We start from the raw sequence: 20,034 nt of genomic DNA, 5'->3' as shown, positions 1-20,034 counted from the left end.
CCTTGATCGTCGGATTGAGCCAGCAGGGTTCTCGCGCTCTGCCGTATCGATGGTGAAACCCCGGAGACCGCATGGATCTCATCCATACTCTGACCGGAGTGAGAACGACGTGAAAAAAATTACCATCATCGGCGCTGGACGTGTCGGCGAGACCACTGCCCAAATTTTGGCGGAGGAAGAACTCTGTCGCGAAATCGCGCTCTTCGATGTGCGTGAGGATGTGCCAGAGGGTGTCGCGCTCGACATTCTTCAGACCGCGCCTTTCTTTAAGTTCGATTGCGCGCTCGAAGGCAGTAACGATCCGCGCATTCTGCGGGGTTCCGAATTGGTCATCGTGACCGCCGGCTTCCCGCGCCAGCCCGGCATGTCGCGCGCGGATGTGCTGGAGAGCAATGTTCGTATCGTCGACGACGTCACGGATCACATCATGGCCTATGCTCCGGACGCCATGGTGCTCGTTGTCTCCAATCCAGTGGACACGCTCACCTATCGGGTCGCGCAACGCACCGGCTGGGGCCGCGGGCGGGTGTTTGGACAGGCCGGCGTGCTCGATGCCTCGCGCATGGCGAGTTTTATCGCGCAAGAAACGGGGTTTTCCTCCCGAGATATCACGACCATCGTGATGGGTGGCCACGGCGACACGATGGTTCCTGTCACGCGGTTTTGCACCATTAATGGGATTCCGATCGCTCACTTTCTGTCGGAGGACCGCATCGAGGCCATCGTCGAGCGCACCCGCAAGGGTGGCGCCGAAATCCTCGCCTTGCGGAAGAATTCCAGTGCCTATGACGCCCCCGGCGCCGCGGTGGCCGCCATGGTTGACGCCATCGTCAATCATCGACGGAGACTGCTACCCTGTGTTGCCCTGCTTGAGGGCGAATACGGCGAAACCGATATTGCCATGGGCGTTCCCTGCATTCTGGGCGAAAAAGGCATCGAGTCGATCGTCGAACTGGACTTGAATCCGCGCGAACGAGCCGATTTCCTCCGCTCCGCCGCCTCCGTGCGGGCAGAAATCGAGCGTCTCGGCGAACTCGATGGCGCACGGTCAGCGGCGCGAAAATCATAAAAGGCACGTAAAATGCCTTCTCCCTCCCCGAGGGAGAGCGGGATTTGAAGCGCTTGTGACAAGACTGTCACGCGAAGGCATCAGTCGGCGCGTCCATTCTCGAAACCCAACACGAACCGCCTTGAAGGTGATGGCACCCCAGGCGGCATGTCCAGGAGCGAGCTTATGGCGAACGAAACCATCACCATTACCAATAACGCCACCGGGGAGCGCTTCGAGTTCCCCCTGAAACAAGGGACCATCGGACCTTCCGCGGCGGACATTTCATCGCTCTACAAAGAAGCCGGCATCTTCACCTTTGACCCTGGCTTCATGTCGACCGCAAGCTGTCACAGCGCCATCACCTACATTGACGGCGAACACGGCGTTTTGCTGTATCGCGGTTATCCGATCGAGCAACTGGCGACCAAGGCGAGTTTTCTGGAGGTCGTCTATCTGCTGCTTTATGGCGAACTGCCCAACGAAAAATCCCTGGTCGGCTTTGAAAAGCTGATCAACCGTCACACCATGCTCAATGAGAACCTTAAGAATTTTCTCGACGGGTTCCATTACGACGCGCATCCCATGTCGATCCTGATCGGGGTCGTGGGCTCGCTCTCCGCCTTCTACCATGACTCCTTGAGCGTCAACGAATACCACGACCGCGAGATTTCGGCCCATCGTCTGATCGCGAAGCTCCCCACCATTGCCGCCGCTGCCTACAAGCACAGCATCGGCGAGCCCATCATGTATCCGCGCAACGATCTGCGCTTCTGCGCGAATTTCCTGCACATGATGTTCGCCACCCCCTGCGAGGACTATAAACCGCGCCTGGTGGCCGAGAAGGCGCTGAATCTGTTGTTTATCCTGCACGCCGATCACGAACAGAACGCCAGCACCTCGACCGTGCGTCTGGCGGGCAGTTCGGGGGCCAATCCCTTCGCCTGTCTCGCCGCCGGCATTGCCTCGCTGTGGGGGCCAGCGCATGGCGGCGCCAACGAGGCCGTGCTCGACATGCTGCTGGAGATCGGCAGTGTCGACAACGTTCCGCGCTATATCGAAAAGGCCAAGGACAAGGACGATCCTTTCCGCCTGATGGGATTCGGCCATCGCGTCTATAAAAATTACGATCCGCGCGCCAAGATCATTCGCGAGGTCTGCCATCAGGTGCTGGAGGAACTGGCCGAAGCCGACAATCCGCTGTTCGATCTGGCGATGAAACTGGAAGAAATCGCGCTCAACGACGAGTATTTCGTCGAGCGCAAGCTATATCCGAATGTGGACTTCTATTCGGGCATCATCTATCAGGCGCTCGGGATTCCGCGCAACATGTTCACGGTGATGTTCGCGATCGCGCGCACCGTCGGCTGGGTCTCGCACTGGATGGAGATGATGTCGGATTCCAATAATCGCATCGGCCGGCCCCGGCAAATTTATTGCGGACCCAGCCAACGCGATTATTTACCCATCTCGCGGCGTTAGGCGGGAAGCGGCATCCGCGAGCAAGCGCCGCACTTCCTCGTGATCGGCACCACGCAGCGGCTGTTCCGTGACCGGGTCGAGCGGTGGGTTGCGCACGGCTCGCAGGGGCAACACGATCAATTTCACGGGCATCCCGCCGGCCATGAAGCGGAACAGCGGATGCGTCTGGCGCTGACCGTCGGGATAGCGGAAACCGCGTTCGGCGTCCTGCCAGGGAATCCGCTGTTCCATCAGCGCAAACAGCACCTCCTCGGGACGTTCGGCGAACAACAGCAGTTCGATGCCGGTATGGGAGTCACCCGCGCCGCTCAGCGCGGGTCCGATCAGCCGCGGCCGGAAATCCTGAAAGGTTTTCATGGCCTCCAGGGCATTCTCGCGCAGGTCCAAACAGTCCCGTTCATGGGCGTGACCGAGAAAGAGTCTGCGGTGGGCCAGCACCGCTTCCTGAACCGCCTCGTTGGATGGCCACTGACGTCGGTCGGGATTTCCCATTCGCTCCGCCGCCTTGCGTTTTGCCCGATCAAAGTCGGACAGTCCCTGTTCGACCATGATGCGAGCGGCTTCATAGGCCAGACGCTCCTTGAGCGAATTGGTTCGCACACGTGCGGACATCGATTTCTCCTCAAGGCTTAGTCGGCCCATAGCCTCTAATGACCATCGTTTCCTGACTTTATCTGGCACGGGGATCCAGCTTTGTTGCGTCGGGATCCGCATCGTTTTCCGCCAAGGGTACTCGATCACGTTTCCGGAATCACACCGGGCAAGACGCTGGCACCGATCTATAATCGCGCTTGGAGTCCTTGAGCGTCGCAGCGCATGAATAGCCCGAGCAGGCGCCAGGTCAGGGATGCAGCCAATTCACGCGAACCAAACTTGCGTTATAAATCCCTGAATTTTAACCGTTTTGCGCAAAAAGCCCTGCCGTTCAGGGCGGAGATGGAGAGCGCCAGCCGTCGTCGGCCCTTCCTCTTAGCGAGGTGTCTGCTGCTGTTCGATGTACTGGCGTACGATGCCGATCGGTGTGCCGCCGCAGGACGCGGCGAAGTAGGAGGGGGACCAGAGGACGCCCTTCCAGTAGCACTGCTCGATGTCCGGGCGTTCCTGGCGCAGCCGGCGGCTGGATACGCCTTTAAGGCTGTTCACCAGGGCGGAGACCGCCACCTTGGGCGGGTACTCGACCAGCAGGTGCACATGGTCGTGCTCGCCGTCCATCTCGGGGAGGATGTTAAACATCATGGTGCTCGCGAAATCAGCCAGATTTGTTATCTTTAAGCTCCATTAAGGTTATTCTTGTCTCACGAGAAAATGACCCAGCGAGATATTTATGTTTGGCTTCAGCCGCAAAAATAACCCCCTCCTGGGGATTGATATCAGTTCAACCGCGATTAAATTGGTCGAGCTTTCAAAAAGCGCTGGAGCATCTTCCGCCTTATTTCGAGTCGAGCATTCCGCCATCGAGCTACTGCCCCTGGGTGCCGTGTTGGAAAAAAAGATTGCGGATCCGGAGTTGGTCGGTCAGTGCATTCGCAAGACGCTGATCAAGGCTGGAACCAAAACGAAGCGGGCGGCCATTGCTGTCGCCGGCTCGGCGGTCATTACGAAAGTGATCTCGATGTCGGCATCGCTCAGCGATGCGGAGATGGAGAGCCAGATTCAACTGGAGGCCGACCAGTACATTCCCTATCCCCTGGAAGAAGTCAATCTCGATTTTCAGGTGATCGGCACATCCCCGAACAGCCCTGAAATGGTCGATGTTCTGCTGGCCGCCTCCCGTCGCGAAAACGTCGATGACCGCGTCGCCGCGCTCGACATTGCTGGGTTGACGGCGATCGTGGTCGATGTCGAAGCCTTCGCCATGGAAAACGCCTGTTCCCTTCTACCGATGAAATCGCCAGCGGAGGAAGGGAATCATCGAACGGTTGCGATCGTGGATATCGGCGCCAGCACGACGACACTCCATGTGCTCAATAAGGGTCAAATCATCTATACCCGAGAGCAGAATTTCGGTGGCCAGCAATTGAAGGACGAAGTTCAGCGCCGCTATGGCCTCTCGCGCGAGGAAGCGGCACAGAAAATCCTGAACGGCGACGTTGCGGAAACCTATGAGGCGGAGGTTCTGGATCCCTTCAAAGAGGCTCTGGCTCAACAGATCGGACGCGCGCTCCAATTTTTTTACTCCGGAACGACCTTCAATCGGGTCGACCAGATTGTGCTCTCAGGCGGCCCAGCCAGTATCCGCAAGATCGATATCCTGGTCGAGGATCGGCTTAAACTACCGACTGTCGTCGCTAATCCCTTTAGCCAGATGTCTCTGTCTCCCAGCATCAAATCCCAGGAACTCATGCGAGAGGCGCCCGCCATGATGGTCGCCGTCGGTCTTGCCCTGCGAGGATTCGACGAGCAGCGAGGAGTCAATTAAGTGGCACGGATCAATCTACTTCCCTGGCGCGAAGCGGCGCGTCAACAACGGCAGAAGGAGTTTTTGATCGCCGGCGGCATCGCCCTCGGTCTCACTCTCGCCGCCGCGGTCCTGGTCCATCTTTTTTATGAAGACAGAATCGGTGGTCAACAATCGCGCAATCAGTATCTCGAAAGGGAAATCGCTCGTCTGAATATCAAGATCAAGGAAATCCAGGACCTGGAAAAGACCAAGGCCGACTTATTGTCGCGCATGGAGATTATCCAGCAGTTGCAAAAAAGCCGTCCTGAAATCGTCCGGTTATTCGACGAGTTGGTCACGGCGATCCCCGAGGGCGTTTATCTGACGAAAATCGAACAGACTGGGCGTTCGGTTGTCATCGAGGGTCGCGCCCAATCGAACGCGCGCGTGTCCGCCTTCATGCGCAAGGTCGAAGCCTCCCGGTCGATCGGCAAGCCGCGTCTCATGCTGATCGAAAACAAAGACAAGACGGACACGGGTCTCAGTCATTTCCGTCTCTCGTTCGATCAGATCAGCCCGAGTTCGGAGTCTGAAGCAAATGACGGGAAAGCATCCGCATCCACAATCGGAGCTGCCAGACGGCAGCTTGTCCATGTCACACCGCAGAGCATTCGGTCATGGACTTAAATGAACTCAATCAGCTTGATGTCAACAACTTTGGCGAATGGCCCGTCCCGGTCAAGGCCATCATTATCCTGATCGCCTGCCTTGCACTCGGTGGTCTCGTCTATTATCTCGACACCCAGGATCAGCTTACTCGTCTCGATCAGGCGCAGGCGTCCGAGCGCGATCTGCGCGCCAGCTTCGAGACCAAGCAGCGCAAAGCGGCCAACCTGGACGCCTATCGTCAGCAGCTCGCGGAGATGCAGGAGTCATTTGGCGCCATGCTGCGTCAGCTCCCCAACAAAACCGAGGTCGCCTCGCTGCTGGTCGATGTCTCCCAGACCGGGCTCGCCAATGGGCTCGAATTCCAGCTCTTTCAGCCGGAAGACGAACGCACCAAGGACTTCTACGCGGAGCTACCCATCCGCATCCGCGTGACCGGTACGTATCATGATTTTGGGCGTTTCATCAGCGGTCTCGCGGCACTGCCCCGCATCGTCACCGTCCATGACGTGCAGATCACCGCTGGCGAAGCCGCCAAGCCTGGCACCCGATCTATCGCCGAGGACAGCAAGCTGACCCTTCAGGCAACCGTGAAGACGTATCGATATCTGGACGAGGAGGCGGCACCATGAACCGCCATCGCATCGAGACGATCTTCCTGCTGACGCTGTCGTCCATCTCGATCAGCGGCTGTGGCGGAAATGGGATGAGCGAACTTGAAGCCTACGCCCGGTCGATCAATGCGCGTCCTCCGAGCCCGATCGAGCCGCTTCCAGAGATCAAACCGATCGAAACTTTCGTGTATGTGCCGGGAGAACGTCGGGATCCCTTTACTCCCGACGCTCAAGCCATGCCGCCCGAACCGGTGATTGAGGACAACGGTCTGGCGCCGAATCCCAATCGGCGCAAGGAGGAGTTGGAGAGCGTCCCGCTAGACTCGCTGCGCATGGTGGGCACGCTCGATCAGGACAACATGCGCTGGGGACTGATCCTAACCAAGGAAGGCATTATTCACCGCGTAACGGTGGGGAATTACCTGGGCATGAACAATGGGCAGATCACCAATATCGGCGAGGATGCCATCCAACTGACCGAAATCGTCTCCGATGCGCCCGGCCAGTGGCGGGAACGTCAGGCCACGGTTGCGCTGACCCAATAAATTCGTGGAGGGAAGACCGATGATCAGCCTGTTTCACAGAGGTCGGGGGGGCAGACTCTGGCCCATCATGTCCGCTCGCATGACGGCGCGAGCCTATGCCCTCGGCCTTCCGATTCTCCTGTTGGTCATCGGCACTCAAGCGGGGGCGGCCGATTTAACGGATGTTCAGTTCGCCGCGCTCCCCGGCGACCGTGTCGAGATTCAGCTCATCCTCTCCGGACCCGTGGCCGCGCCCGAAACCTTTTCGACCGAGTCGCCGGCGCGGATCGCGCTGGATTTCCCCGGTGTGACCAGCAAGCTTGCCAGCAAGTCGGTTCCGATCGGCATGGGTGCGGTGCATAGTTTGGTCGCGGTCGATGCGAGCGACCGCACCCGTGTAGTACTCAATCTGACCGATTCGGTTCCTTACGAGGTCAGCACGGCAGGCAATCGCGTCACCATTCAGGTGAACACTCAAGGCAGTGTCGCCAGCGCGCCGCCCGAGACGCCGCCAGCCGCCGCCAGTCAGACAGAGACGCGGACGAGTCAACCGCAGCCCGCTTGGAACCCTCGCGCCCATCCCGCGCGGTCCGCTGCTTCCGGACCCGCGTTACGGGATGTCGATTTTCGGCGCGGCGCCAGCGGCGAGGGTCGGGTTGTCATCCGACTGCCGAGTTCGGACACCAGAGTCGCGGTGCGCGAACAGGGTAGCCGAGTCTTTGTCGATCTCCACGATACCTCGCTCCCTCAACGGCTCTTTCGCCGACTCGATGTCATGGACTTCGCCACGCCGGTCACCGCCATCGAATCCCGTCCCAACGGGCGCAATGTCGAAGTCGAGGTTCAGACCGAAGGCGATTTCGACTACATGGCCTACCAGACCGACGAACTCTTTACCCTGGATTTCCGCCCTCTGACGCCCACCGAAAAGGAAGATATGGCGCGGCAGAAGGTGGTGTACGAAGGCGATCGGTTGTCCCTGAATTTTCAGGACATCGAGGTGCGGGCGGTGCTTCAGGTACTCGCCGATTTTACCGATATGAATCTGGTCGCCAGCGATAGCGTGCAGGGCAACATCACGTTGCGGCTCAAGAATGTCCCCTGGGATCAGGCGCTCGACATCATTCTCAAGACCAAGGGTTTGGCCATGCGTCAGACCGGCAATGTCATCATCGTCGCGCCTGCCCAGGAGCTTGCCGCGCAGGAACAATTGCAGATGGAGTCGCTGCAAAAAGTCGAGGAACTTGCGCCGCTGCGCACGGAGTATATTCAAATCAATTATGCCAAGGCTTCGGAAATTGCCGCTGTTTTGCAGGGAGCCTCGAAATCGATGTCGGCACAGGTGAGCCGGGCGGGAGGTTCTAGGTCGACGGCCGGTTCCGCCAATCGTGGTTCTGGCGTTCAGCAAGCCTCCAACAGTGCGTCCGGATCCAATCAGGGGATTTTGTCGCCGCGTGGATCTGTGACGTTCGACGCGCGGACCAACACTTTGATCGTTCAGGATACATTAGCCAATCTTGAGGAAGTCAGACGCGTCGTCAGTTTGCTCGACGTACCCGTACGACAAGTCATGATCGAATCTCGAGTTGTGATCGCGAACAACGATTTCGTTCGTGACCTGGGTGTGCGTTTTGGTGTCTCCGGCTCGATGGGTTCGATCAACAATAATGAATTGCTGATTGCCGGCGGTCAGCCAGGAAGCCTCGCCGTTGGCGGCTTCGATAAAGGACCATTCGGGCTCAATGCCGACACGGGAACCCCCTATAACTCTGGGCTGATCGATGCCGCAGGTAATCAGACACTGATCACGAACTTGCCCGCGAATACGATTTTCACCCCATCCGGGTCTCTGAATTTTCTGCTCGGCAAGGTTGGCTCCTACCTGCTTCAACTGGAACTGTCAGCGATGCAGCGAGAGGGTCGAGGCGAGATCATCTCAAGCCCCAGGGTGATTACCTCAGACCAAAGTCAGGCGACAATCAAAGTCGGAACGGAGATCCCCTATCAGGAGGCCACTGGCGAGGGGAATACCACAGTGGCTTTTAAGGAGGCCGTACTTCAATTGGACGTGACGCCTCACATCACGCCGGATGATCGGATTATTATGGATCTCAAGGTGAACAAGGATTCACCGGATTACACGAACAGCGTATTAGGTGTGCCGCCGATTAACACCAGGGCAGTGGAAACGAATGTACTGGTCGATAATGGTGAAACCGTCGTGTTAGGCGGTGTTTTCGAGCGCGAAAAATCCTTCACGAAAGAGCAGGTGCCCTGGCTCGGCGACGTTCCGGTGCTTGGTCGCTTGTTTAAGCAGGAGGCGCGTCAGGACAATAATTCTGAACTGCTGATCTTCGTCACACCCAAGATCCTCAAGGGCGATGTTGCTGCGGCACGTTGATTCTCGTGACACCGCTTAGCGGTGTCACGGCTTTTCCGGCGCTCCGCGCCGCGAATGCCAAGATTCCGATTTCAAAAGAGCGCGTTTTTTTCGATTATGCCGACCGCATATTGAATCAATGTCGCTAGAATGGTCAAAGTGGCGACCCCTTGACGGCCGCTCCCGATCCATCCGTCGCTGGACAGGCTTAGATACGCCCGCCCCTCCATCCAACGCGCGCGGACATGGGCTCCGCACCCTTGCTCGCGTGCCGAAAATCTGGCATATCGTTCGCTATGATGCGTGCACAGAATATATTTATCGTCGGCCCCATGGGCGCCGGCAAAAGTACCGTCGGTCGGCAACTCTCCGAGTCGCTGTCGTATACCTTCAAGGACAGCGATCAGGAGATTCAGCGCCGCACCGGCGTGGATATCCCGACCATCTTTGAATTCGAGGGCGAGGAAGGTTTTCGCAACCGCGAGCGTCAGGTCATCGAGGAATTGGTGAGCGAAGAACGGATCGTGCTGGCCACCGGGGGCGGGGCGATCCTGAGCGCGGAGAATCGTCAGAACCTCTCTTCCCGAGGGGTGGTGATCTATCTGCATTGCAGCCCCGAGCAGCAATACGCCCGCACCGCCCGCGATCGCAACCGTCCCTTGCTTGAAACCGAGGATCCGCTGGCCAAACTACGCGAGATCATGGAAGAGCGCGAACCGCTCTATCGCCAGGTCGCCGACATGGTGGTCTCCACCGAGAAACGGGGTACCAGTTCGGTGGTCAAGGAAATCTGCCGCAGACTCGCCTCCGAAGAGATCTGAACGGGGAGATTGCAATCATGAAAACGCTCACGGTCGCCCTTGGGGCACGCGCCTATCCCATCCAGATCGGGACGGGCCTGCTGTCGGATCCGGAGCGGTATCGACCCTACCTCCAGGGCGCTCAGGTGATGATCGTCACCAACGAGACGGTGGCGCCGCTCTACCTGGAGCGTCTCCGGCAGGCCCTGACCGAGTATCAGGTGCGCGAGGCGATCCTGCCCGATGGCGAGCAATACAAGACGCTCGATGTCTGGAATCGGATTTTCGACGCCCTGCTGGATGCCCGGTTTGGACGCGACTGCACGCTGATCGCCCTGGGTGGCGGGGTGGTCGGCGACATGGCCGGTTTCGCGGCGGCTTGTTATCAGCGCGGCGTGGCCTTTATCCAGGTGCCGACGACCCTGCTCGCCCAGGTGGATTCATCGGTCGGGGGGAAGACCGGGATCAACCACCCCGCCGGCAAAAACATGATCGGCGCCTTTTATCAGCCGCGCGCCGTGATCGCCGATACCGCGACCCTCGAAACCCTGCCCCAGCGCGAATTGTCCGCCGGTCTGGCGGAGGTCATCAAATACGGTTTCATCCGCGACGCGGCCTTCCTGGATTGGCTGGAGGCGCACCTGTCGGAAGTCCTCGCTCGGGAGCCGGACGCACTGTCTCATGTCATCCAGCGCTCCTGCGAGATCAAGGCGGAGATTGTCGCCGCGGACGAACTGGAAGCCGGTCAGCGCGCGCTGCTCAATTTCGGTCACACCTTCGGCCACGCCATCGAGACCGGCATGGGCTACGGTCAATGGCTGCATGGCGAGGCGGTCGCGGTTGGCATGTGCATGGCCGCGGATCTGTCGGCGCGGCTGGGCTGGCTGTCGGACACGGACCTCGAACGGGTGCGTCGGCTCGTGGCAAGCGCGGGTTTGCCCGTCGATCCGCCGCCCGAGGTCTCCGCGGAGCGTTTCCTGGAATTGATGGCGGTGGATAAGAAGGTGCTGAACGGTCAACTGCGCCTGGTGCTGTTACGCCAGCTTGGCGAGGGTGCGGTCACCGGGGATTTCGACCCCGATGTGTTGAGTGCCACGCTCCACGCTTGGGGGCATTGAGCATGCGCGGCCAGCAATTCTCAGTGGAGTCTGACCGCTTCGCCTTTTCTGCCCGGAAAGCAGAATTAGGGTGAGATGAAGCCGTTCTTGGTTCGAGGGCCTCACTACGAACGGCTTCACGCGCTAAGAGTCTGTTCAAAAAGTTCTCATTGAATTACATATGGTTCCTGAACATGGCACCGACGGAAACCTAGTTTGTGCCTTAAACGCGTGGAGAGCGTAACCGCAACCATTTAATCTCATTAGGAAAACTTTTTAAACAGACTCTAAGACCCCGGATTTCCGGTCCGTCCTGCCGGCTTCATTTCTTACACCAATGTTCTTCAATGGTCATCAGGGTCAACCGCAATGCTGCAAACTTATACGGCAAAATATACGCGTCTTGGCGAGGGATACATGGGACAGATGATCGAATGGCCGGAGGTGGTCTCCGAAGGTGACGATCTCGAAGAATGCCGGGCGATGCTCCGCGATGCTCTGCGCGAGATGGTACTAACCTATCGGGATCTTGGCCGGGAAATTCCCATTGGGAACGCGTTGCTCGAACAAGTGCCAGTGGAGACGGATCTTGTCGGTCAAGCGGCGTGAGTTGGTGGACTATTTTGAAGTGAATGGTTTCAGCCTGCTGCGGGAAGGTGCTAACCACTCGATTTTCACGAATGGCAAAAAAGTGATTCCGATCAAAAGACACAGGCAACTCGACCGCATCACTGCAAATGAACTCTGCAAACAAGCGGGGCTTGCTCCGAAATACTGAGTGGCAAAGTCAGGCTCGTCTGTGGTATGCCCCGTGCTTAAGCGTTATCCTTGGCGACCTTTTACACCCAGGTATCAACGAGGTCAGAGATGCGCCTTCGTGCCTTTCCTCCCGCACAGGGTCTCTATGACCCAGCCAACGAGCATGACGCCTGTGGCGTCGGCTTTGTCTGCAACATCAAAAACGCGAAGAGCCATGCCATCGTCCGGCAGGGGCTCGAAATCCTTGAGCGTCTGCACCATCGCGGCGCCGTGGGCGCTGACCCCAAGGCCGGCGACGGCGCCGGTATCCTGGTCCAGATTCCCGATGCCTTTTTCCGCGCCGCAGTGGATTTTGAATTGCCGCCCGCCGGCAGTTATGGCGTCGGCATGGTCTTTCTTCCGAAGGACGAGTCGGCGCGCCTGAGCATGGAGGAGACCGTCGGCCGACGTTTCCAGGAAGGCGGCCAGACCTTGCTCGGCTGGCGCGACGTGCCGGTCGACAACCGCGACCTCGGGTATAGCGTGCTGCCCTCCGAGCCCGTGGTGCGTCAGGTCTTCGTCGCCTGCGGCGAGAACTGTCCCGATCAGGACGCCTTCGAGCGCAAGCTCTTCCTGATCCGCAAGCGCATGGATAACGAGATTCGCGGCGCGGGTTTCGACAAGAGCGCCTATTACGTCGTCTCGCTGTCGTCGCGCACGGTCAATTACAAGGGCATGCTGCTTGCCCATCAGGTTGGGCGCTATTATCGGGATCTCAGCGACGAGCGCTTCGCCTCGGCCCTGGCGCTGGTCCATCAGCGGTTTTCGACCAACACCTTCCCGACCTGGAATCTGGCGCAGCCGTTTCGCATGATCTGCCACAACGGCGAGATCAACACCTTGCGCGGCAATCTCAACTGGATGGCCGCGCGCCGTCACACGATGCGCTCCGAGCTGATCGGCGAGGAACTCGACAGCATCTGGCCGCTGATCCCCGAGGGTCAGTCGGATTCGGCCTGTTTCGACAATGCGCTGGAACTGCTGGTCATGGGCGGCTATTCGCTGGCCCATGCCATGATGCTGCTGGTCCCGGAAGCCTGGTCGGGCAACAAGCTGATGGACGCCAAGCGACGCGCCTTCTATGAATATCACGCCGCCCTGATGGAGCCCTGGGACGGTCCGGCCGCGCTTGCCTTCACCGACGGGCGGCAAATCGGCGCGACGCTCGACCGCAACGGTCTGCGTCCGGCGCGCTATCTGGTCACCAACGACGACCTGGTGATCATGGCCTCCGAGATGGGCGTGCTCGACATTGCCGAGGAGCGCATCGTCAAGAAATGGCGTCTGCAACCCGGCAAGATGTTCCTGATCGACCTGGAGCAGGGCCGCATCATCGACGATGCCGAGATCAAGGCCGAACTGGCCTCCGCGCAGCCCTATGGCGAATGGCTGGCCAAGACCCAGATCCATCTCGACGAGCTGCCGACCGATGTGGCGCCGATGGCCCCGGACGCGGCGACTCTGCTCGATGCGCAACAGGCATTCGGCTACTCGCAGGAGGATCTGAAGTTCCTGCTGACCCCGATGGTGGTCACGGGACAAGAGGCGGTCGGTTCCATGGGCGCGGACAATCCGCCGTCCGTGCTCTCCAGCCGCCCGAAGCACCTGTCGAGCTACTTTCAGCAGAACTTCGCCCAGGTCACGAATCCGCCCATCGACCCGATCCGCGAGGAATTGGTGATGTCGCTGGTGTCGCTGATCGGCCCGCGTCCCAACCTGCTCGGGATCAACGAGGCGGGCACGCACTGGCGTCTGGAGGTCAATCAGCCGGTCCTCACCAACGAGGATCTGGAGCGGGTCCGCCATATCGAGGACAACTCGGGCTCGGCCTTCCGCACCCGTACCCTGCACATGGTCTATCCGGCGCCGGATGGAGCCGACGGCATGGAACCCGCGCTCGCCCGGCTCTGCCACGAGGCGGAACAGGCGGTGCGCGACGGCTTCAACATCCTCATTCTCTCGGATCGCAACACCAATCGCGACCACATTCCGATCCCGTCGCTGTTGGGCACCTCGGCGGTGCATCATCATCTGATCCGCCAGGGTTTGCGCACCAGCGTGGGTCTGGTGGTCGAGACCGGCTCGGCGCTGGAAGTCCATCATTTCGCGGCACTGGCCGGTTATGGCGCCGAGGCGATCAACCCCTATCTGGCCTTCGACAGCATCCAGTCGCTGCTGCCGCGTCTGCCGGAAAAACTGACCTTCGAGGAGGCCCAGTACCGCTATATCAAGGCGGTCGGCAAGGGTCTGCTCAAGGTGATGTCGAAGATGGGCATCTCCACCTTCCAGTCCTATTGCGGCGCGCAGATCTTCGACGCGATCGGGCTCAACAGCGACTTCCTGAAGCAATACTTCACCGGGACGCCGACGACCGTGGAAGGCATCGGGCTCGCCCAGGTCGCCCGGGAAGCGGTGCGCTGGCACGCGCAGGGCTATGGCGGCGAGCAGATCTATCGCAAGCATCTGGATGTCGGCGGCGACTATGCTTACCGGCTGCGCGGCGAGGATCACATCTGGACGCCCGAGACCATCTCCACGCTCCAGCATGCGACCCGCGCCAACAACGCCGAGACCTTCGCGCAGTTCTCCCGGCTCATCGACGAGCAGTCCGAGCGGTTGCTGACCTTTCGGGGTCTGATGGACTTCCGTTTCGCCGAACAGGCGATTCCGCTCGACGAGGTCGAACCGGCCAAGGAAATCGTCAAGCGGTTCGCGACCGGCGCCATGTCCTTCGGGTCCATCTCCTACGAGGCGCACTCGAATCTGGCCAAGGCGATGAACGCCATCGGCGGTAAATCCAACACCGGCGAGGGCGGCGAGGAGCCCGAGCGCTATCGTCCGCTGGCCGATGGCAGCGCGAATCCGGAACGCTCGGCCATCAAACAGGTGGCATCCGGGCGGTTTGGCGTCACCACCGAATATCTGGTCAATGCCGACGACATCCAGATCAAGATCGCCCAGGGCGCCAAGCCGGGCGAGGGCGGTCAGTTGCCCGGCCACAAGGTCAGCGCCCAGATCGCGCGGGTGCGTCATTCGACGCCGGGCGTGGGTCTGATCTCGCCGCCGCCGCACCATGACATCTATTCCATCGAGGATCTGGCGCAGCTCATCCATGACCTGAAAAACGTCAATCCGAAGGCGCGGATCTCGGTCAAGCTGGTCTCCGAGATCGGCGTCGGCACGGTGGCGGCGGGGGTCTCCAAGGCCCACGCCGATCATGTGACCATCGCGGGGTATGACGGCGGCACCGGCGCCAGTCCGCTGACCTCGATCAAACACGCCGGTTCGCCGTGGGAAATCGGTCTGGCCGAGACCCATCAGACCCTGGTGCTCAACAATCTGCGCGGACGGATCGCGGTGCAGGTGGATGGCGGCATCCGTACCGGTCGCGATGTCGTCATCGGTGCATTGCTGGGGGCGGACGAATTCGGCTTCGCCACCGCGCCGCTGATCGTCCAGGGCTGCATCATGATGCGCAAGTGTCATCTCAACACCTGTCCGGTCGGTGTCGCGACCCAGGATCCCGAGCTGCGCAAGCGTTTCACCGGCAAGCCAGAACACGTCATCAACTACTTCTTCTTCGTCGCCGAGGAAGTCCGACGCCTGATGGCGCGCCTCGGTTTCCGCACCGTCGACGAGATGATCGGCCAGTCTGACCGGCTGGAGATGCGCCGCGCCATCGACCACTGGAAGGCACAGGGGCTGGATTTCTCGCGCCTCCTGCACCGCCCGCACGTCGGGCCGGAGATTGCGATCCGCAACCGCGAGACGCAGGATCACGGGATCGATCAGGCGCTGGATCATGAGCTGATCCGTCAGGCCCAACCCGCCCTGCAAGAGGGCAAGCCGGTACGGATCGAGATCGCCATCCGCAATTTCAACCGCACCTTCGGCGCGCTACTGTCGGGTCGGGTGGCCGAGCGTTACGGTCACGCCGGTCTGCCCGAGGACACGATCCACATCAAGGCCCGAGGCACCGCCGGTCAGTCGCTCGGTGCCTGGCTGGCGCGCGGGGTGACCGTCGAACTCGAAGGCGAGGGCAACGACTATGTCGGCAAGGGACTGTCGGGCGGGCGGATTATGATCTATCCCCCGGCCGAGTCGGCCATCGAGCGAGCCGAGGACAACATCATTGTCGGCAACACCGTGCTCTACGGCGCCATCGGCGGCGAATGCTACTTCCGGGGCGTCGCCGGCGAGCGCTTCTGCGTGCGCAACTCGGGCGCGACGGCGGTGGTCGAGGGGGTCGGCGATCACGGCTGCGAGTACATGACTGGCGGCGTGGCCGTGGTGCTGGGTCCGACCGGGCGCAACTTCGCCGCGGGCATGTCCGGGGGCATCGCCTATGTGCTGAATGGAGACGGTAGCTTCGCGGATCGCTGCAACCTGTCGATGGTGGAACTCGAACCCATCGCTCGCGAGGATGAGGCGCTGGAGGCGCTCGATCATCAGGGCGGGGATCTGGAGACCCACGGGCGCGTCGACTTGAGCCACGACATGAGCAGGTTCGACGCGCGGCGTCTGAAACAACTGATCGAACAGCATCTGCACTACACTAACTCGGAGGTGGCGCGGCGGATTCTGGCCGATTGGGAGAACTCTCTGCCCAAGTTCGTCAAGGTGATGCCGGTCGATTATCGGCGCGCGCTCCAGGAGATGCAGGCCAATCAAAGCCGTCCGCCACGGACGATCAAGCCGTCGAAGGGGGTTGTGGATCATGGGTAAGCCAACCGGATTCATGGAATACGACCGTCGCGACCGGCGCTATCAGCCGGCCGCCGACCGGGTCGTCCATTACAACGAGTTCGTGATTCCGCTCGCCGAGCCGGAATTGCGCGAACAGGGCGCGCGCTGCATGGATTGCGGCATCCCGTTCTGTCATCAGGGCTGCCCGGTCAACAACATCATTCCGGACTGGAACGATCTGGTGTATCGGGGCGACTGGCAGGCCGCCATCGAGGTGCTGCACTCGACCAATAACTTCCCCGAGTTCACCGGACGCATCTGTCCCGCGCCCTGCGAGACCGCCTGTACCCTGAACATCGACGACACGCCGGTCACCATCAAGACCATCGAATGCGCCATCGTCGACCGTGCCTGGGCCGAGGGCTGGATCAAGCCTCAAGTCCCCGAGCGGCGCACCGGCAAGCGGGTGGCGGTGGTCGGCTCCGGTCCGGCCGGGCTGGCGACGGCCCAACAACTGGCGCGCGCCGGTCATCAGGTGTCGCTCTTTGAGAAGGCCGATCGGATCGGTGGACTGCTGCGCTATGGCATCCCGGACTTCAAGCTGAGCAAGTCGCTGATCGACCGCCGCATGGCGCAGATGCGCACCGAGGGGGTGGAGTTCCATACCAACGCGCATATCGGCGTCGAGATTCCAGTCAGCAAACTGCGCGCGGATTATGACGCTGTGGTTCTTGCTGGCGGTTCGGAGCAGCCGCGCGATCTGCCGGTGCCGGGGCGCGAACTCGCCGGGGTGCATTTCGCGATGGACTTCCTGACCCGTAACAGCAAGCGGGTCCAGGGCTCTCCGGTGCCCGACAGTGACTTCATCAGCGCCCAGGGCAAGCATGTCGTCGTCATCGGTGGCGGCGACACGGGGTCGGACTGCATCGGCACCTCCAACCGGCACGGCGCCCGCTCGGTCACGCAGATCGAGATCCTCGATCGGCCGCCCGTGAAAGAGAACAAAGGGCTGACCTGGCCCGACTGGCCGAACCGGATGCGCACCTCCAGTTCGCAGGAAGAGGGTTGCGAGCGGATGTGGAATGTCGCGACCAAGGGCTTCCGGGGCGATGCCGAGGGTCGGGTCGTGGCGCTCCAGTATTGCCTGGTGCGCTGGGAGAAAGACGCCGAGGGACGCTGGAAGATGGAGGAGATTCCGGGTAGCGAGGGCGAACTCAAGGCCGATCTGGTGCTGCTGGCGATGGGTTTCATGCATCCCGTGCATGCCGGCATGCTGGATGAACTGAAGACCGCGGCGGGATTGGAACTGGACGCGCGCGGCAACGTCAAGGGCGTGACGGATGGACCGAACGCCTACCGCACCTCGGTCGATGGCGTGTTCAGCGCGGGCGACATGCGCCGCGGTCAGTCGCTGGTCGTCTGGGCCATCCGCGAGGGCCGCCAATGCGCTCGCGCGGTTGACGAGTGGCTGATGGGGACAACCGGTCTGCCACGATAGGGGCGGCGGGTTTTCTGCGATGACCAAAGGCGGCTATCTGGCCGCCTTTGCGTTAATTGGACATACGCTTTAACCTCAATAGAGCTGTTGAACCGCAAAGAACGCAAAGGATTGCATTGTTTTGCCTCGATGACGGTCGTCAGTACTGCAAGGCGTTGTTGTTCTTCGCGTCCTTTGTGCCTTTGTGGTTCCAAATGCCGGATGTAGGTTGAACCTTGACCGTGATGGAGATCGTGATGACGACACTCTACGAATCCGACTTCTTTGCCTGGACCAATCGACAGGCCGCTCTACTGCGCGCCGGAGACCTTGGCGCGGTGGACATCGAACGGATTGCCGAGGAGATCGAGAGCATGGGCCGCCGCGAAAAACGCGAACTCTTCAGCCGTCTTGCGATTCTGCTCATGCACCTGCTGAAATGGCGTTTCCAGCCGGCTTTGATCGGCAATTCCTGGCGTGCCACCATCAAGGTCCAGCGCCGCGATCTGTTGCGTCTGTTGGCGGATAATCCCAGCCTGAAATCGCAGCTGCCGACAATGATCGTCGATGCTTATGGCGATGCGATCCTGATGGCGATCCGCGAAACCGGCCTGGACGAAACGGCATTTCCACGCGATTGTCCCTGGGGCTTCGACGAACTGATCGATCCGGATTTCTGGCCTGGTTAAGCACGGCGCCCTGAGTCAACAAATCCGTCGCCGGGGCTTATCATACGACCGAGCCCCGTCGCCGAGACGGGGCCGGTTTCGCTCGCTGTCCTCGCGGCGTTCGCGAATCGCCAATCAGAAATACCGGAGTGCCCCATGGATCGTCAACAAGCCGCTCATTTCATGCTCGAATGTCTGCGCAAGATGGTTGTCAAAAAAGGTTCTGACCTCTTCATCTCCGCCGGCTTTCCGCCCGCCTGCAAGATCGACGGTCGCATGACGCCGATGAGCAGCCAGATCCTCAGCGGCGAGCAGACCAATATCCTGGTGCGTTCCATCATGAACGACCGTCAGGTGCGCGACTTCGACGCGCATAAGGAATGCAATTTCGCGGTTAGTCCACAGGACATCGGCCGTTTCCGGGTCAATGCCTTCGTGCAGCAGGGGTTGTGCGGCGCGGTGTTGCGGACCATCAATGCCGGGATTCCGACTCTGGAGGAGCTGAACCTGCCGCACGTCCTGAAAGAGATCGTGATGAACAAGCGCGGTCTGTTGCTGCTGGTCGGCGGGACGGGATCGGGCAAATCGACTTCGCTGGCGGCCATGATCGGCCATCGCAACGAACACAGCTATGGCCACATCATCACGATCGAGGATCCGGTCGAATATGTGCATCCGCATCGCAACTGTCTCATCACCCAGCGCGAGGTCGGCGTCGATACCGAGAGTTGGGATGCCGCGCTGATCAACACCCTGCGTCAGGCTCCGGACGTGATCCTGATCGGCGAGATCCGCACCCGCGAGACGATGGAGCACGCGATCAATTTTTCCGAAACCGGACATCTCTGTCTGTCGACGCTGCATGCGAACAATGCCAATCAGGCGCTCGATCGCATCATCAACCTCTTTCCGGAAGAGCGCAGGAGTCAGCTGCTGATGGACCTCTCGCTGAATCTCAACGCGGTCATTTCGCAACGTCTGCTGCCCTGCACCGACGGCGGGCGTATCGCGGCGGTCGAGGTCATGATCAATTCGCCGCTAATCCAGGATATGATTTTCAAGGGCGATGTCGGCGGCATCAAAGGCATCATGAAAAAATCCCGCGAACTCGGCATGCAGACCTTCGATATGTCGCTGTTCGACCTTCATGAAGCGGGTAAGATCAATTACGAGGACGCCCTGCGCAATGCCGATTCCATGAACGGACTGCGCCTGGCGATCAAACTGGAAGGTCGGGAGGCACGCGGCAAGAACCACTTCGCCGAGACGGATGGCTTGACCATGGTTGGAGACGAGGAAGAGGATGCCTTCGACTCAACCTTGTTCGGCGAGGCTCTGCCCGTCTCCCGGATCGAGGAACCGCCCGCGGGGCTTGTCAATCCGGCCGGACCGAAGGCGAGACGATAACGCGGTC

The 20,034-nt window shown here is 60.2% G+C and carries 17 protein-coding genes; 15 read left to right on the top strand and 2 right to left on the bottom strand.

Annotation, left to right across the window (positions count from 1 at the left end):
• Window positions 1–109 precede the first annotated feature (109 nt).
• On the top strand, window positions 110–1,069 hold the full coding sequence (gene mdh / locus QZY07_RS15065; RefSeq protein ID WP_295404378.1) for a malate dehydrogenase: 960 nt from the start codon (window positions 110–112) through the stop codon (window positions 1,067–1,069).
• A 165-nt stretch (window positions 1,070–1,234) separates the two neighbouring features.
• A complete protein-coding gene (locus QZY07_RS15060) occupies window positions 1,235–2,530 on the top strand; it encodes a citrate synthase (RefSeq protein ID WP_295404376.1) in 1,296 nt (431 codons plus the stop codon).
• On the opposite strand, the gene QZY07_RS15055 is transcribed toward QZY07_RS15060, so the two are convergent.
• Together QZY07_RS15055 and tnpA are read right to left on the bottom strand one after the other, a co-directional pair.
• Window positions 2,510–3,142 (bottom strand): hypothetical protein, encoded by a 633-nt coding sequence (locus QZY07_RS15055; protein ID WP_295404373.1) that lies wholly within the window; start codon window positions 3,140–3,142, stop codon window positions 2,510–2,512. The genes QZY07_RS15060 and QZY07_RS15055 overlap by 21 nt on opposite strands.
• A 357-nt stretch (window positions 3,143–3,499) precedes the next feature.
• Window positions 3,500–3,796 (bottom strand): IS200/IS605 family transposase, encoded by a 297-nt coding sequence (gene tnpA / locus QZY07_RS15050; protein WP_295404427.1) that lies wholly within the window; start codon window positions 3,794–3,796, stop codon window positions 3,500–3,502.
• Between the two features lie 58 nt (window positions 3,797–3,854).
• Between tnpA and QZY07_RS15045 the strand changes: the two genes are divergently transcribed.
• From QZY07_RS15045 to QZY07_RS14985, 13 genes are all read left to right on the top strand, one after another.
• Window positions 3,855–4,949, top strand: coding sequence for a pilus assembly protein PilM (locus tag QZY07_RS15045; RefSeq protein WP_295404371.1), 1,095 nt, complete (start codon window positions 3,855–3,857; stop codon window positions 4,947–4,949).
• A complete protein-coding gene (locus QZY07_RS15040) occupies window positions 4,950–5,597 on the top strand; it encodes a PilN domain-containing protein (RefSeq protein ID WP_295404368.1) in 648 nt (215 codons plus the stop codon). It abuts the gene before it with no gap.
• A complete protein-coding gene (locus QZY07_RS15035) occupies window positions 5,588–6,208 on the top strand; it encodes a type 4a pilus biogenesis protein PilO (RefSeq protein ID WP_295404365.1) in 621 nt (206 codons plus the stop codon). The genes QZY07_RS15040 and QZY07_RS15035 overlap by 10 nt, the downstream gene beginning before the upstream one ends.
• The gene (locus QZY07_RS15030; RefSeq protein WP_295404363.1) at window positions 6,205–6,735 is read left to right on the top strand and encodes a pilus assembly protein PilP; all 531 of its coding nucleotides are present in this window, start codon (window positions 6,205–6,207) and stop codon (window positions 6,733–6,735) included. Before QZY07_RS15035 ends, QZY07_RS15030 begins: the two co-directional genes overlap by 4 nt.
• Window positions 6,736–6,754: 19 nt before the next feature.
• A complete protein-coding gene (locus QZY07_RS15025; protein WP_295404360.1) occupies window positions 6,755–9,115 on the top strand; it encodes a type IV pilus secretin PilQ in 2,361 nt (786 codons plus the stop codon).
• A 275-nt stretch (window positions 9,116–9,390) separates the two neighbouring features.
• On the top strand, window positions 9,391–9,915 hold the full coding sequence (aroK, locus tag QZY07_RS15020; protein ID WP_295404357.1) for a shikimate kinase AroK: 525 nt from the start codon (window positions 9,391–9,393) through the stop codon (window positions 9,913–9,915).
• A gap of 17 nt (window positions 9,916–9,932) precedes the next feature.
• The gene (aroB, locus tag QZY07_RS15015; protein WP_295404354.1) at window positions 9,933–11,012 is read left to right on the top strand and encodes a 3-dehydroquinate synthase; all 1,080 of its coding nucleotides are present in this window, start codon (window positions 9,933–9,935) and stop codon (window positions 11,010–11,012) included.
• 348 nt (window positions 11,013–11,360) lie between these two features.
• Window positions 11,361–11,600, top strand: a complete 240-nt coding sequence (locus QZY07_RS15010) for a type II toxin-antitoxin system HicB family antitoxin (protein WP_295404352.1) — start codon at window positions 11,361–11,363, stop codon at window positions 11,598–11,600.
• Window positions 11,581–11,769 carry a type II toxin-antitoxin system HicA family toxin gene (locus QZY07_RS15005; RefSeq protein WP_295404349.1) on the top strand — a complete coding sequence of 63 codons (189 nt, stop codon included), beginning with the start codon at window positions 11,581–11,583 and terminating at the stop codon, window positions 11,767–11,769. The genes QZY07_RS15010 and QZY07_RS15005 overlap by 20 nt, the downstream gene beginning before the upstream one ends.
• An 89-nt stretch (window positions 11,770–11,858) precedes the next feature.
• A complete protein-coding gene (gene gltB / locus QZY07_RS15000; protein ID WP_295404347.1) occupies window positions 11,859–16,514 on the top strand; it encodes a glutamate synthase large subunit in 4,656 nt (1,551 codons plus the stop codon).
• Window positions 16,507–17,973 carry a glutamate synthase subunit beta gene (locus tag QZY07_RS14995; protein WP_295404344.1) on the top strand — a complete coding sequence of 489 codons (1,467 nt, stop codon included), beginning with the start codon at window positions 16,507–16,509 and terminating at the stop codon, window positions 17,971–17,973. Before gltB ends, QZY07_RS14995 begins: the two co-directional genes overlap by 8 nt.
• Before the next feature lie 236 nt (window positions 17,974–18,209).
• Window positions 18,210–18,641, top strand: coding sequence for a DUF29 domain-containing protein (locus tag QZY07_RS14990; protein WP_295404341.1), 432 nt, complete (start codon window positions 18,210–18,212; stop codon window positions 18,639–18,641).
• A 135-nt stretch (window positions 18,642–18,776) separates the two neighbouring features.
• The gene (locus tag QZY07_RS14985) at window positions 18,777–20,027 is read left to right on the top strand and encodes a PilT/PilU family type 4a pilus ATPase (protein ID WP_295404338.1); all 1,251 of its coding nucleotides are present in this window, start codon (window positions 18,777–18,779) and stop codon (window positions 20,025–20,027) included.
• Window positions 20,028–20,034: the final 7 nt, after the last annotated feature.

Source organism: uncultured Thiocystis sp., from assembly GCF_903866365.1.
Classification (GTDB): Bacteria; Pseudomonadota; Gammaproteobacteria; order Chromatiales; family Chromatiaceae; genus Chromatium.
The sequence above is the reverse complement of the archived record's forward strand: the minus strand, read 5'-3'. Positions and strand labels throughout refer to the sequence as shown.